Genomic DNA, 12,462 nt, shown 5'->3' with positions numbered 1-12,462 from the left:
ATACGTGGGTAAATACAAAATCGATACAGCTGATAAAAATTAGTTTGTTGGCGACGTTAGGCCCGGGCAAATAAAAAAGCCGGCATTTTAGCAGGCCGGCTTTCTTATATTTTTTAACTTTTAGCTCTTGAATCTTGGCTCTTAACTCCTGGTTCTTGTCAATTGCCTGATTTTGCCAGATCATATTGCAGCACAAGGTTATTTGCAGTGCCGCCATAAGCCACCATTCTGAAAATGTTGCCGTCGAAGGCATAAGCATACAAACCATTTAAGTGAGTTTTGGTGACAGTTGCCGTGGCCGAGTAGGTTTTATCGGCAAACTGCACAGTGCCATTTGAATAAAATACAAAATTACCTTTACTTCCGGCATGTATAGTGGTAGTGTCGCCGGTAACCGCGTAGGTACCGGTTGAAACCGGAGAGATATAAACCGTTATGTTTGCTTTTGTGGTGTCGGAAGTGTTATCGTCATGTACATGTATAAGCCTGAACTGCCCAGAGTAATTACCATCGGGTATGGTGGGAGTGGGGTTCGAGCTTTTCTTTGCGCCGCAACTCATTGCAATAATGGCCACTAATGGCAGCAACAGGTAAGTAAACTTAAATTTCATATCACGGTTTATTTAATACGGTTACGTTAGTTTTTTATCAACGCTACAATTATCGGCTTATTTTATATTTTTTTTGCCTCATCCCAAAAAATATCCATTTCGGCAAGGCTCATATCCTTCAGCTGCCTGCCGTTTTCGGCCGCTTTTGCCTCAAGATATTGAAAGCGTTTGATGAATTTACGATTAGTTTTCTCCAATGCATTTTCGGGGTTAATATTTATAAACCGGGCATAATTTATTAGTGAAAACAACAGATCGCCAAACTCACCTTCAGCCCGCTCGTGGTCAATAGTGCTTTCGTCTTCGGCGTTAAATTCGTTTTTAAATTCCTGCATTTCTTCTTCTACCTTGGCCCATACCTGTTTTTTCTCCTCCCAGTCGAACCCTACGCCGCGGGCTTTTTCCTGTATACGTGATGCCTTCACCAGTGCAGGTAATGATGCGGGTACCCCACCCAATACCGACTTGTTGCCTTCTTTAAGTTTTATCTGTTCCCAGTTGCGTTTTACATCGTTTTCGTCCTGTACTTCTACATCGCTGTAAATATGCGGGTGGCGGTTTACCAGTTTGTCGCAAATGCCGTTAAGCACGTCTGTAATATCAAACTCGTTGGTTTCGGAGGCAATGCGGGCGTAAAAAACCAGGTGCAGCATAATATCGCCCAGTTCCCTTTTTATCTCAGGCATATCTGCGCTCAATATGGCGTCTGATAGTTCGTAGGTTTCTTCAATAGTTAAATGGCGCAGACTTTCAAGCGTTTGTTTTTTATCCCACGGGCAGTTAAGGCGCAAATCATCCATTATGGTCAGCAGCCGGGTGAAGGCAGTTTCGGGTGTAGATGCAGTAGATGGGGGCGTTAGTGGCATGTTGTATTTGATTAACACGAATTACACGAATTATTTCGAATTACACGAATTATTTTGAACAACACGAATTGCTCAAATTATTTCAAATTACACGAATTTGGCTAAAGAGGGAGGGAGCAGAAATAACACAAAAGACTATTTTTATAAAATCTTAAAAAATGGAAACTGTGGTAAACTACATAATTGTTTAGTAAAATGATCCTGGCCTTCGATAGTTACTATTTTGATGGAAAAGCCAAAACAGTTTGTCTTGAATTTGAGGGTTGGGCCGATATCGATAATTTTAATGTTTATACCGAGGTACTGGAACATGTTGCTGAATATGTACCGGGAGAATTTTACAAACGTGAATTGCCATGTATTTTAAGCCTGCTCGGTAAAATTAATACCGAAAACGTGTCGGCAATAATTGTTGATGGCTACGTATTCCTGGATGACGACGGAAAATTGGGACTTGGCGGACATTTATACGAAGCGATAACGCACAGGTGGCCAGTCATCGGCGTGGCTAAATCAAATTTTGCCACAGTCGACAAGCTGAAAATGCCTGTATACAGGGGTGTTAGCAGCAATCCATTGTTTATTTCCTCAATCGGGATGGACGCTGAAATTGCCGCCGCTCATATCAAAAGCATGAGTGGTAAATTCAGAATGCCAACGCTATTAAAAAAGCTCGACCAGTTGACAAAGCAGGTATGATGCTGGCGAAGACTGTTGTGCTATTTACTTAAATTGATGCGTGTAAAGCTTACAAAATGTAAATATCTTTATTTGTTTTTTAATGATAAAAGTCATGCCCGACTATACCCAAATGCTTTACGATATCGAGGTGCATTCTGTAGCCGGTATCCGCAATTATTTTGCCCAGGGCGGCGGCCCGAACGAGGTACACGATGGTGTTCCGCTTTTTACCACCATGGTCGAAATGTATTTCCGTTCGCCCCGGTTTAAAGATTGCGTACGGGTATTTATCGATGCCGGGCTGCAATTTGATGATCTGGCCTTGCTCGCCGTTTTTACTGATGATGCCGCCAAATTAGCAACATTAATTGCCAACGACCCGGTCATCTTATCCAAAACATATTCGTTATTCAATAATACCTTTACACCATTAACCGGTGGTACCCTGCTGCATTTTTGTGCTGAGTATAACAGCGTTGCCTGTGCAAAAGTATTGGTGCAAAATGGCGCCGATATAAATGCCAAAGCAGCACTTGACGAATATGGCTTTGGCGGCCATACTCCAATTTTTCATACTGTAAATCAGAACTTGAACAACTCCGCGGATATGCTCCTCTTCCTGCTTGAGCATGCTGCTGATTTAAGCATCACCGTAAAAGGCCTGGTATGGGGCAAAGGTTATGAATGGGAAACATTTATCCCGGCCGTAAATCCTATCAGCTACGCCATGATGGGCTCGCTGCCCCAAATGCACCGTAAGGAGGAGACTGTTGCCAGGGTAGTATCGCTGCTCATTAAATATGCCTATGGGATTGATTATACTCCAGCAAATGTGCCGAATGCGTATGTGAAAAGAGGGTGAGTAACTTTCGGTCGAAATAGGTGAAATAAAAAACAATCTACGAAATCAACGCAATCAAAAAAATTATCGGTTCATAGCACGTAACATCTCCCGTTTCCCCGGTGCGCCCTGCGCTTTCTCCACTTTGCATCCCAGCGCTTTTAAAGCGCGTTTTAAATTACCGGTAATAGCGTAGGTAACAAATACACCGCCCGGCTTTAAAAACTTAACAGTATGGGCTATGGCCGCATCTTCCCACATTTCCGGCTGTTTTCCAACAGCAAAAGCATCAAAATAAATAATGTTGTATTTCTGGGCTGATTGAAAATCGTCGAGTTTGCAATGAGCAATTTGTAACCGGCAGTTAGACTCTAAAATAATCTCGCCGGCTAATGCTTGCGGATATAGTTCAATAAATTGTTGCCATACTTCGGGCGATGTGTACTGATTATAACCAGTCTGGCCAATCATTTCATCGCTAAGCGGGTAAGCTTCAATCCCGGTATAATCCAGGCTGATGTTTTTTTCGATGCAGTAATCAGCGGTCAGCAAAAAATTTAATCCAGTACCAAAACCAACTTCCAGAATTGAAACTGGCGACAAGGGATTTTCGCTTGTATCCAGGAAATATTGCAACCCCGAATTCAAAAAAACATGCCTGCTTTCCTGCAATGCCCCATGTGTTGAGTGGTAGTTTTCACCAACCTGCGGGTTATAAATGGTGTTTGAACCATCAGCAGTAGGCACAATTTTTAGTTCATGGTTCATGGTTGATAGTTCATAGTAAAAAGGTTTTTTAGTAAATGAAACGGGCGCCGCTATGAACGATGAACTATCAACTATGCGCCGAAGCTTCTATCCCCATCACCGCTTCGCCTAAATCATATACGGGTACATTGGTCACCTGGCCGCCAACAATGCTCACCGCTGCTGCCGAACGGTATCCTGCGGCACAATGTACCACTATAGGTTTATCTGTCGGTATTTCACTTATCCGTTCACGTAACTCGGGCAACGGAATGGTTATGGCGCTTTTAAATATCAAACCTTCGCTGGTTTCGTTGTTGTTACGTACATCAATTATAGTAAAATCTTCAGTGTGGTGCACAAAGTCGTTTAAATCCAAATCGGGTACTATTTCAAAACCGTTTACAGGTTCTAATAGTGCCGCCTTAATATTTTTCTCGTAGCCTATTTTAGCAGCTTTCGCTATCATTTTATCCAGCTCTGCGTCATCAGCACCAATCAGATAAAACTGCTCATCCGGGCCAATTATCGAGCCAAGCCAGGTTTCAAACTTCTCGCCATCCTGCAGGTTTATGGAGCCTTTTACATGTCCGTTTCTAAAGTCGATTTTGGGGCGGGTATCAACAACCAAAATATCTTGTTCCAATTCCGCATCGTTAGCCACTTTCTGAACAGCGTCGACGCCTGCTTTAAAGCCGGGTGCGCCCTTTTTGTTTAGCATTACGTCTCCGCCAAAGTATTTTGGTACAAAAGGCTGATCAGTGGTAAGTATCTTAACAAACTGCAGTTCGTCCATCAGTTGCAGCGCATAGTTTTCGCGTAATTCGCGGCCAATGGTGCTTTGCAAATCAGGGCTCATGTTTTTCCCGCATAATGAGCCGGGGCCATGCGCAGGGTACACTATTACGCTGTGCGGCAGCTTCATCAGCTTGTCGCGGGTTGAATGGTACATTTGCCGGGCCAACTCTTCTTTTTTTGCGGTGATGTTGCCCACGCTTTCACGCAAATCCGGGCGACCAACATCGCCTACAAAAAGCGTATCTCCCGTAAAAAGTGCGGTTTCTTTTCCGTCCTCATCCTCAATCAAAATACAAATTGAATCGGGGGAGTGGCCGGGTGTATTTATAGCCTGAAGTTTAATGTCATTTAGCTGTATTACGTCGCCATCATCAAATGTCTCATGCGGGTATTCCGCGCCGGTGAGTTTGCTGGTGTAAATTACAGCGCCGGTAGTTTCGTGAATCTCAAGGTGCGAGCTCACAAAATCGGCATGAGGGTGGGTTTCAATAACGCCCACAATGTCGGCGCTGTGCTGTGACGCAAAATCATAATAAGGCTGCGGATCGCGCGCAGGGTCAACCACAATCATTTTGCCGGTCCTGATCAAGGCATAGGAGCCATGCGCAAGCCCCTTATCGTAAAACTGCTGGATTATCATTTGGCTGCAAAGATAATGTTATTTCGGATTTCGGAATTTCCATTTCGGATTTGTGGTAGTATGATGACGGTAGGTTAATTATTTCGAAATTTGTCTAAATCATAATTAACATGGTTAATGGATTCCATACGTGCAATGGGGTTCGGATTAGTAAATCAACGCAGTCATCTAAAATCAACGGCTCAAATTTCTTCTCTTTTCACCAGCAAAAACTCATCGCCATCCAGCGGCAAATATCCGTATTCATAACAAAAGTTATAAGTTTTACCATTTTGAGTATGGTAGCTACGCGTATGGTATTCAAAATCAAACCCTTTCGACAGCAATTTTTTCCGGGTGGTTTTTGTTTTACCGTCGGGGTTAAGTTCCTGTAATATCCGCCGGTTTCGCTTCAGAATATTATTGACGTTGCGCACCAAATTATAGCTACTGCTGTTAAGCTGGTTATTGTAATTATTGCGGCACAGGTCGTTACAGAACTTTTTGTCGGCCCGGCCGTGCAGGGGAGTGCCGCAGTCGAGGCATAGTTTTTCTTCATTCATTGGCCTAAAGATATAAATAATATTATCCGTTTGCAAACGGTTGCAAATGGATACTGTCGACTATAAACGGTTATTAACCGGCTAAAATTTTTAGTAACCCCAACCTTTGTGGTGTCAATTAAAAACAAATTAAAATTTAAAAACATGAATTCATTAAGAAACAGCGTACGCCTGGTAGGTCACCTGGGTACCGACCCCGAAGTAAAAACATTTGACACCAGCAAGCAACTTGCAAAATTTCCGCTCGCAACAAACGAAACTTATAAAAACGACAAAGGCGAGCGAATTACAGAAACCCAATGGCACAACCTCGTGGCATGGGGTAGCCAGGCAAAATTTATTGGCGATCACCTTAAAAAAGGTGATGAAGTTGCCATAGAAGGAAAGCTTACTAACCGCAGCTGGGTTGACAAAGACGGCAACAAACGCTATATGACAGAGATAATAATAAATGATTTTATAAAGCTTAAAGGATAGCCTGAAAAACATAACAATATGAAAAAGTATATTTTGATTGTCCTGATGGCTTCATGCACGTTTGCTGCCAGGGCACAGAAACTCGACAAACTGAGAATTGATAAAATTACAGGTGATACAACGCTGCTAACCAAAGAGCAGGTTTTGGCAAACCCGTTCACCATTCCCGGTCATTACCTGGCCGGGAATATTATGAAAGGGAAAGACTACTGCGTGCTCAGCTTGCATCTTAAGGATGGTATGGACATACAATATTCGGTATTAAGCGGTGATAAAGCTATCGTGAAATTTGCCGACGGTAAGCTGTTGGAACTAAAAGCAATTGGTGACACCTATTCATCCCTTATCTCTTATGCCAACCCTGCTGTTGCCGAAAGCTCTTTGGCGTTCGATTTAACAGACAATGACATTGCAGAGTTAAAAAACCGGAAAATTGCGGTTATCAGAATTAATACCTCACTAGGTCCGTTTGATTATGACATTAAAGATGGCAAAAGCGAGGTAATAAAAAAACAGCTGGAATTGATAATGAAAAGATAGAATTGAAAAGGGGGCCTCCGGGAGCCCCCTTTTAATAATCTTATACACTTAATCAAACCAATCAACTTATTTCAACCCAATCAACTAATCACTATATTTGTTATGTACTTAGAAGCAAAAGAAACAGCCCGGCTTTATAAACTGCTAAGCGATAAATTAGGCAGCGACACAACCGAGGCGATGTTTAAATACATTGATAACAAAACCGAACGTTCTGTGGAAGCAACAATTAAAACATTAGCTACGAAGGAAGACATTGCCAATGTACGTAAGGAGGCCAGTGAAAACAAAGCCGAAACTATTAAGTGGATGTTTATTTTTTGGATGGGCCAGGCCGCCGCAACATTAGCAATAATTGCCTTATACGCAAAGAAATAGCTAGCGCTAATTTCACTTTCACTCCCCCTTTAAATAAACCGTTTTCTCAACAATGGTATGAATTACTTCATCCAGTTCTTTCGCGGTGGCGTCAATATGATTAATAATTTCTTTGTTCATCGGGTTGTCCAATGTATTCCGGTCGAATAAATTTACCAGGCCAAGTATAGTTGCTACCGGCCGTCGTATTTCATGCGAGCTGATTGATGCAATTTCCTGCAGCCGCTTGGTTTGGTCCTTTACATGATCCTGGTTTCGTTTATTTTCAATTAAAACCCTAAGAATGTTGGTGGTACGTTCAATCATGCGAAGTTCGTCGCCTTTTGGCTCGCGTTTTTGGTTGTAATAAACTGCAAATGTGGCCAGCACCTGCGCGCTGTTTGAACTAATGACAGGGGTCGACCAACAGGCCCTTAACTGGTGGGGGAGTGCAAACTGCTTGTAATCGGCCCAAAGCGGGTCAGTCTCAATATCGCTTACGATCACCTGGCTGCGGTGGTAAGCCGCAGTACCGCACGAGCCGGCTCTCGGCCCAATCGCCGACCCATCAATGGCCATACAGTATTCAGCGGGCAGATGGGGGGCGGCTAGATGGTAAACTTTTCCATGCGCCTCGTCAATTTCCAGAACAGAGCAGATCATGTCAGGATATATTTCCTCAATCCCTTTGAGTAATTCCGCAACAGTTTGTGAGAGTGTATACGATGACGAGGCATTTAACTCAAGCACATTTTTTTCGAGGGCCAAAATCAGCCGTTGCGTTTTTATAGCCGTAATATCTCTTATAAATACTGCTATTTCGCCTTTATAAGGATAAATATTTACCCTTAACCACCTCTTCAATTGTTCATTAAAATATTGCAACTGACTTGACATACTGCCGTTAAATGCGGTCTCAAATTCGGCCAGTACCGTATCGGTTAACCCAAGGTTGTTTATCTGACTAAAATTTAAGTCAACCAGTTGTTCTGCTTTTAAATTTGTAATAGCCTGGAAAGCAGGGTTGAACGATATTACCCGCCATTTGCTATCGATAATAAAAAAACCTTCGTTGAAGCTTTGAATAATATGCTGGATATTGCCTGCAACGTCATCATCGCCTGCACTTATAAAATTAGTGGTTAAATTTACGCCGGTAGCGTAAATGAGGTTATCATCTGCATTAAGAAAAATCGACCATCTGATATTGTAGTATCGCCCGTTTTTTGCTTTAATACGGCTTTCGTGCCCGGTAACATTATTCTCAACTGATAGGTTTCGTAGCAAATCGTCCTGTCTCTTTAGGTCGGCAGGATGAAAAAAATCGATCGCTTTGCTGTCTTTTAACTCGTCTTCGGTATAACCCAGGATCCGTCTGAAAGCCACATTTGCTTGTATAAAAGCGCCGTCCCTGTTCAGCAGGCAGAAAAAATCGGTTGATTGCTCAAAAAGAAATATGAGATTTGAACCCATTTCCTATAAGGATAAGGTAAGCATATATGGTAAAATTAACGATATTTTACCGGAAATACCAAATAATACAATGAATAGTGAGTTGGTAATATTTAATATTTACCACCTTTGGGTGATAAGCCATGAAATAGCGGATTTATCCATCGCTACAAATGACTAATGATGGTGCAGCGAAATGGCCAATGAAAAACTATGGAGTTGTCACTGCTACCGGCAATACCTTCCCGTTAAAAAAACGGTGCGCAGTAACGGCAAAATCAGCAACGTATTTACCCATTTCGAACGCCATAACAGGCGATTGGTAGCCAGGAAAGGCCTGCTCCAGCATTTCAGTTTGTGCCGAGCCCAGTGCAAGACAGTTAACCTTAATTTCCTGTTCGGCCAATTCCAGCGCCAGGCACTCGGTTAGCGAATGCAGCGCCGCCTTACTTGCAGAATAGGCAGCCATGCCGGGGAACTTGACGCTACCCTGGAAACCACCCATGCTGCCGATATTAACAATATGCGCGCCTTTGGGCATAAGGCCAAGCAGCTCTTGTATAATACGCACATGGCCTATGAAATTGCTTTGCAACATCTCAACAAAATCAGTCTCCAGCAGTTGGGTAAATGGTTTATTGATAAGTACGCCGGCATTGTTTATCAACACATCAACGCGGTTGTCAAAATTGGAGCTGATAAATTGCTGAAGCCCGGCATAATCGTCGTGCACAATATCAAAAGCCAGTGCAAATATCTCAGCATCGGGGTTAAGGCCGTGGGCAATCTCGAGCAAGCGTTCCAGCTTATCCTGCGAACGGGATAAGGCTATTACTTTATGTTTGCCCGATAATATCAATTCAAGTACGGCCTCGAAGCCTACGCCGCTGCTGGCGCCTGTTACAATAACGTTCATAGATGGATGAGTTGTTGGTAGCAATTTTACAAACAAATTCTTTAAACCACCAACTTTTGCTCAACCGGATGTTTGATCAGGTAAAACCCGTCCTTTATCAGCTTTTTAAATTCAGGTTGAGTATTCGCTTTGTTTTCTAAAAAAGTCCTTATTTCATCGGCAAGATTTAGTTCCACTCCCTCGTGGTCAAGTATTTCCAGTATCTCTAACGCACAAAGCCAGTCGTCCTGGTGGTGCTTTTGCAGCATCATCCATACATTTCCCAAAAAGCCAAAGTCGCCGCCGGTTTGCCTGCGGTTGCGTACCTGCTGGTAAAGTTTGTGCAGTTCTTTTGTGTTTTGGTCGTAAACGGTATGATGGGTAGCTGTATTTGACTTATACGCAATTTCTAAAAACTCCGCTTTATCAGCGGCACCGCAAAAAACAGAGACAATTTTATCGCCGACGGCCATATCATAAACACCCCATTCCGGCTTAAACATTTCTCCACCATCCTTATCCGTAACTGTGCAGTTCTCAAACGCAATAAGCTGCGTTTTTCCGTTCGAGGCGTGTATTTTCATTACATAGCCGGTAAGGGTAATACCGCTTTCAAAGTTTAATTCGGCGATTTTGCCTTTTTCGATACCGAAATAATTAAGCTCTTCAACACCTAAATCTTCCAGTGGGAGGGCATGACCTTTCAGTTTTCCTACCGGCGAGCTGAAACCATCTTTATGATAATCTTTGCCGTGGCCCTTCAACTGTTTATTGTCGACTGCCAAGGCCGATGGCCCCGTAGTTTTTATAAATACCGGTAAACCTTTATGTTGCGTAAACCCGGTAAATGTCCCTGAAACCTGCAGGCCTGAACTGTAAACTGCGGTGCATGTGTTTTTACTGTCGATTGCCTTTTGCAGCCCGTATATTCCACCCCTACGGAACGACATGGTGTTGGCAAAAGTTTCCAGCACATCGATCAGGTTTTGAAACGTTGGGGTAACAAACAACTGCGGTTGCGTTGTGGTAATATCATAGCTGTAATTCACCGCATCAATAGTGTATGGTATCTTTTTGATACCGCAATCCATACAGCTTGAACTTTCGCCGATTGATGAAAGCAACCCCGCGCCGTAAATTTTAGGATTTTCAAGCGTACCGATCAGGCCGTATTCAACCGTCCACCAGTGCAGGCGGCTCAATAATGCCATTTCTGACGGTTCGCCCATGTTTTCCTGGCGATAGGTAAGCAACTCTTCGGCTTTTTTTATTTCAGCAGCATCGGCATCGGGCATTTCTTTCAAAATCGATAAAGCCCTTATCGCTTCGTACAATTCAAAATCCTGTGCCGAAAACATAGCTTTTGCACCTATCGACCCAAAGTAACTAAGGTATTCATGATAGTCCTTGTCAGCAATTATAGGCGCATGCCCCGCAGACTCGTGAATAATATCGGGAGCAGGTGTATACTCAATATGGTTTAACTGGCGTATATCGGCAGCAATAACCAAAACCCGGTAGGCCTGGTATTCCATAAAAGCCGCAGGGGGTATAAAGCCATCAACAGTAACAGCGCCCCAGCCAATTTTACCCAACGCATCGTTCATCTCCTGCAGGCTTGGTATTTTTTCTATCGTTAAGCCTGCTTTTTCAAGCCCGGGGATGTAGGGGTAGTAAGCAACATCTTTAAGGTAGCTATAGTTTTGCCGCATTACGTAACGCCAAACCGCGTGGTCGATAGGGGTGTAGTGCTCGTAGTGCTGGTCAACAATAAATTGCTTTAAATGTGCAGGTAAAGCAGCCACCTGCGGGTTATTGAAATTATTAAAACCGGCCATTATTTGGTATATTTTAGAAAACCCAAAATTAGGAAATTAGTTTAACCGGCAAATTTAATTTGGTGTAGATAAATAATAAAATTACAGAATTATTGAGATGTTCTAGGCTGTGTTTAAAGTCTATTTATTCTATAGAGTAGACAAATTTGCAAATTAAATTCTGCTTAGTGTGGATTATACAATATCGTTTTCTAAGTTATTTTTTGCCGGTAAATCCGCTTGTAAACGGCTGGGTTTAATCATATAATAAAGACCTGAAAGAGCAACAAAAACCGAGATTAGATAAAACGATGTCGCTATCAAAACGCCGATATCTGCATTTATCGGGAAAACCTTAGAAAGTGCGGTAAAAAAGGCCTCACGGGCGCCTGCGCCACCTGCTGTAGGGATCAGAATAGCAAAGCCTGACAGTAAAAACGACAATAGGTAGGGCGGAAACGTGCCTTTGAAACCTGCGTGGTAAAAGTCGGGCTGGCTTAATATTATGCAAAGTACTGTGCCTAGTTGCAGCAATTGCAACACCAGCGCCTTTGCGTGGGCCTGGAAAAAATAACGGGTGTAATCCTTGAAAAATTTATGTATAACAAAGTAATAGATCAGCGATCCGCCTGCAAATATTCCCGCCGCCATCCAGGTGTATGCAGCAAGCTGGGGTATAAAAAATGAAAGGGTAACGGCCAATAATCCAATTATCCAAAGTCCGCTCAGCCTGTCGAACATCACCGCCCAAAATAGCCTTTTAACCGGTACCTTGTAAGTTTTGTTGATGAGGTACATTTTATAGCCGTCGCCGCCAATGCCGCCCGGCAGTAATATGTTATAAAACATGCCCAAAAAGTACAGCCGTAAATTGTATTTCGGGTTTAGATTTAACCCAATCGACCTGAAAAAGCTCAGTAGCCTCCATGCCGAAACTATCATAGAAAGAAAGAAGCAAATAATAGCAATGACGTACATCCACCAATATTGAGGGTGTAACAACCTGTATTTTACCGCGTTAAAATCGACTTTATTAAAAACCCAAATAAGCAATACGGTGGTAATGCCAATTTTTAATAACAGTTTGGCAATGTTCCATATTTTTTGCTTTAGTGTTTTGGGCTTTAATTCTTCGGTAGCTTCTTCTGCCGCGTCTTCAATATTTGTCATGCAGCGCAAAGATAAGTAAAACGTATTA

Annotated in this window: 15 protein-coding genes; 6 read left to right on the top strand and 9 right to left on the bottom strand. The window is 42.7% G+C overall.

The features are described from left to right. Nucleotides 1-158 precede the first annotated feature (158 nt). Both Q0R52_RS02840 and mazG read right to left on the bottom strand, forming a co-directional pair. The gene (locus Q0R52_RS02840; protein ID WP_295791916.1) at nt 159-611 is read right to left on the bottom strand and encodes a hypothetical protein; all 453 of its coding nucleotides are present in this window, start codon (nt 609-611) and stop codon (nt 159-161) included. A gap of 62 nt (nt 612-673) precedes the next feature. Next, entirely contained in the window at nt 674-1,477 is an 804-nt protein-coding gene (mazG, locus tag Q0R52_RS02835; RefSeq protein WP_295791913.1) for a nucleoside triphosphate pyrophosphohydrolase, read from the bottom strand. 195 nt (nt 1,478-1,672) lie between these two features. Between mazG and Q0R52_RS02830 the strand changes: the two genes are divergently transcribed. Next, entirely contained in the window at nt 1,673-2,176 is a 504-nt protein-coding gene (locus Q0R52_RS02830; protein WP_295791910.1) for an endonuclease V, read from the top strand. 82 nt (nt 2,177-2,258) lie between these two features. Then, entirely contained in the window at nt 2,259-3,020 is a 762-nt protein-coding gene (locus Q0R52_RS02825; RefSeq protein WP_295791908.1) for an ankyrin repeat domain-containing protein, read from the top strand. 63 nt (nt 3,021-3,083) lie between these two features. Here Q0R52_RS02825 and mnmD read toward each other — a convergent pair whose 3' ends face one another. From mnmD to Q0R52_RS02810, 3 genes are all read right to left on the bottom strand, one after another. Next, nucleotides 3,084-3,767, bottom strand: a complete 684-nt coding sequence (mnmD, locus tag Q0R52_RS02820) for a tRNA (5-methylaminomethyl-2-thiouridine)(34)-methyltransferase MnmD (RefSeq protein WP_295791906.1) — start codon at nt 3,765-3,767, stop codon at nt 3,084-3,086. Between the two features lie 67 nt (nt 3,768-3,834). Next, nucleotides 3,835-5,184: an MBL fold metallo-hydrolase gene (locus tag Q0R52_RS02815; RefSeq protein ID WP_295791904.1), complete on the bottom strand. Its 1,350-nt coding sequence runs from the start codon at nt 5,182-5,184 to the stop codon at nt 3,835-3,837. A 182-nt stretch (nt 5,185-5,366) separates the two neighbouring features. Next, nucleotides 5,367-5,726: a hypothetical protein gene (locus tag Q0R52_RS02810; protein WP_295791902.1), complete on the bottom strand. Its 360-nt coding sequence runs from the start codon at nt 5,724-5,726 to the stop codon at nt 5,367-5,369. Nucleotides 5,727-5,870: 144 nt separating this feature from the next. Between Q0R52_RS02810 and Q0R52_RS02805 the strand changes: the two genes are divergently transcribed. From Q0R52_RS02805 to Q0R52_RS02795, 3 genes are all read left to right on the top strand, one after another. Next, nucleotides 5,871-6,203: a single-stranded DNA-binding protein gene (locus Q0R52_RS02805; protein ID WP_295791900.1), complete on the top strand. Its 333-nt coding sequence runs from the start codon at nt 5,871-5,873 to the stop codon at nt 6,201-6,203. 18 nt (nt 6,204-6,221) lie between these two features. Beyond that, nucleotides 6,222-6,743 carry a hypothetical protein gene (locus tag Q0R52_RS02800; protein WP_295791898.1) on the top strand — a complete coding sequence of 174 codons (522 nt, stop codon included), beginning with the start codon at nt 6,222-6,224 and terminating at the stop codon, nt 6,741-6,743. Nucleotides 6,744-6,845: 102 nt separating this feature from the next. Further along, nucleotides 6,846-7,121, top strand: a complete 276-nt coding sequence (locus Q0R52_RS02795; protein WP_295791896.1) for a hypothetical protein — start codon at nt 6,846-6,848, stop codon at nt 7,119-7,121. Between the two features lie 18 nt (nt 7,122-7,139). On the opposite strand, the gene Q0R52_RS02790 is transcribed toward Q0R52_RS02795, so the two are convergent. Then, nucleotides 7,140-8,573 carry a PAS domain S-box protein gene (locus tag Q0R52_RS02790; protein WP_295791895.1) on the bottom strand — a complete coding sequence of 478 codons (1,434 nt, stop codon included), beginning with the start codon at nt 8,571-8,573 and terminating at the stop codon, nt 7,140-7,142. On the opposite strand from Q0R52_RS02790, the gene Q0R52_RS02785 reads away from it, so the two are divergent. After that, complete coding sequence (locus Q0R52_RS02785; RefSeq protein WP_295791893.1) at nt 8,557-8,733, top strand: hypothetical protein; 177 nt, start codon at nt 8,557-8,559, stop codon at nt 8,731-8,733. The genes Q0R52_RS02790 and Q0R52_RS02785 overlap by 17 nt on opposite strands. A gap of 30 nt (nt 8,734-8,763) precedes the next feature. On the opposite strand, the gene Q0R52_RS02780 is transcribed toward Q0R52_RS02785, so the two are convergent. The 3 genes from Q0R52_RS02780 to Q0R52_RS02770 all read right to left on the bottom strand — a co-directional run bounded on the left by Q0R52_RS02780 (nt 8,764) and on the right by Q0R52_RS02770 (nt 12,434). Next, nucleotides 8,764-9,468, bottom strand: coding sequence for an SDR family oxidoreductase (locus tag Q0R52_RS02780; protein WP_295791891.1), 705 nt, complete (start codon nt 9,466-9,468; stop codon nt 8,764-8,766). A 41-nt stretch (nt 9,469-9,509) separates the two neighbouring features. Continuing rightward, nucleotides 9,510-11,285, bottom strand: coding sequence for an aromatic amino acid hydroxylase (locus Q0R52_RS02775; protein ID WP_295791889.1), 1,776 nt, complete (start codon nt 11,283-11,285; stop codon nt 9,510-9,512). A 174-nt stretch (nt 11,286-11,459) separates the two neighbouring features. Continuing rightward, complete coding sequence (locus Q0R52_RS02770) at nt 11,460-12,434, bottom strand: lysylphosphatidylglycerol synthase transmembrane domain-containing protein (protein WP_295791887.1); 975 nt, start codon at nt 12,432-12,434, stop codon at nt 11,460-11,462. Between the last annotated feature and the right edge of the window lie 28 nt (nt 12,435-12,462).

This window comes from Mucilaginibacter sp., assembly GCF_025359345.1.
Taxonomy (GTDB): Bacteria; Bacteroidota; Bacteroidia; order Sphingobacteriales; family Sphingobacteriaceae; genus Mucilaginibacter.
The sequence above is the reverse complement of the archived record's forward strand: the minus strand, read 5'-3'. Positions and strand labels throughout refer to the sequence as shown.

Bases quoted from the DNA above. Each gene is read 5' to 3' on its own strand.
- Q0R52_RS02840 (WP_295791916.1), bottom strand. From the start codon at position 611: ATGAAATTTAAGTTTACTTACCTGTTGCTGCCATTAGTGGCCATTATT.
- mazG (WP_295791913.1), bottom strand. From the start codon at position 1,477: ATGCCACTAACGCCCCCATCTACTGCATCTACACCCGAAACTGCCTTC.
- Q0R52_RS02830 (WP_295791910.1), top strand. From the start codon at position 1,673: ATGATCCTGGCCTTCGATAGTTACTATTTTGATGGAAAAGCCAAAACA.
- Q0R52_RS02825 (WP_295791908.1), top strand. From the start codon at position 2,259: ATGATAAAAGTCATGCCCGACTATACCCAAATGCTTTACGATATCGAG.
- mnmD (WP_295791906.1), bottom strand. From the start codon at position 3,767: ATGAACCATGAACTAAAAATTGTGCCTACTGCTGATGGTTCAAACACC.
- Q0R52_RS02815 (WP_295791904.1), bottom strand. From the start codon at position 5,184: ATGATAATCCAGCAGTTTTACGATAAGGGGCTTGCGCATGGCTCCTAT.
- Q0R52_RS02810 (WP_295791902.1), bottom strand. From the start codon at position 5,726: ATGAATGAAGAAAAACTATGCCTCGACTGCGGCACTCCCCTGCACGGC.
- Q0R52_RS02805 (WP_295791900.1), top strand. From the start codon at position 5,871: ATGAATTCATTAAGAAACAGCGTACGCCTGGTAGGTCACCTGGGTACC.
- Q0R52_RS02800 (WP_295791898.1), top strand. From the start codon at position 6,222: ATGAAAAAGTATATTTTGATTGTCCTGATGGCTTCATGCACGTTTGCT.
- Q0R52_RS02795 (WP_295791896.1), top strand. From the start codon at position 6,846: ATGTACTTAGAAGCAAAAGAAACAGCCCGGCTTTATAAACTGCTAAGC.
- Q0R52_RS02785 (WP_295791893.1), top strand. From the start codon at position 8,557: ATGAGATTTGAACCCATTTCCTATAAGGATAAGGTAAGCATATATGGT.
- Q0R52_RS02790 (WP_295791895.1), bottom strand. From the start codon at position 8,573: ATGGGTTCAAATCTCATATTTCTTTTTGAGCAATCAACCGATTTTTTC.
- Q0R52_RS02780 (WP_295791891.1), bottom strand. From the start codon at position 9,468: ATGAACGTTATTGTAACAGGCGCCAGCAGCGGCGTAGGCTTCGAGGCC.
- Q0R52_RS02775 (WP_295791889.1), bottom strand. From the start codon at position 11,285: ATGGCCGGTTTTAATAATTTCAATAACCCGCAGGTGGCTGCTTTACCT.
- Q0R52_RS02770 (WP_295791887.1), bottom strand. From the start codon at position 12,434: ATGACAAATATTGAAGACGCGGCAGAAGAAGCTACCGAAGAATTAAAG.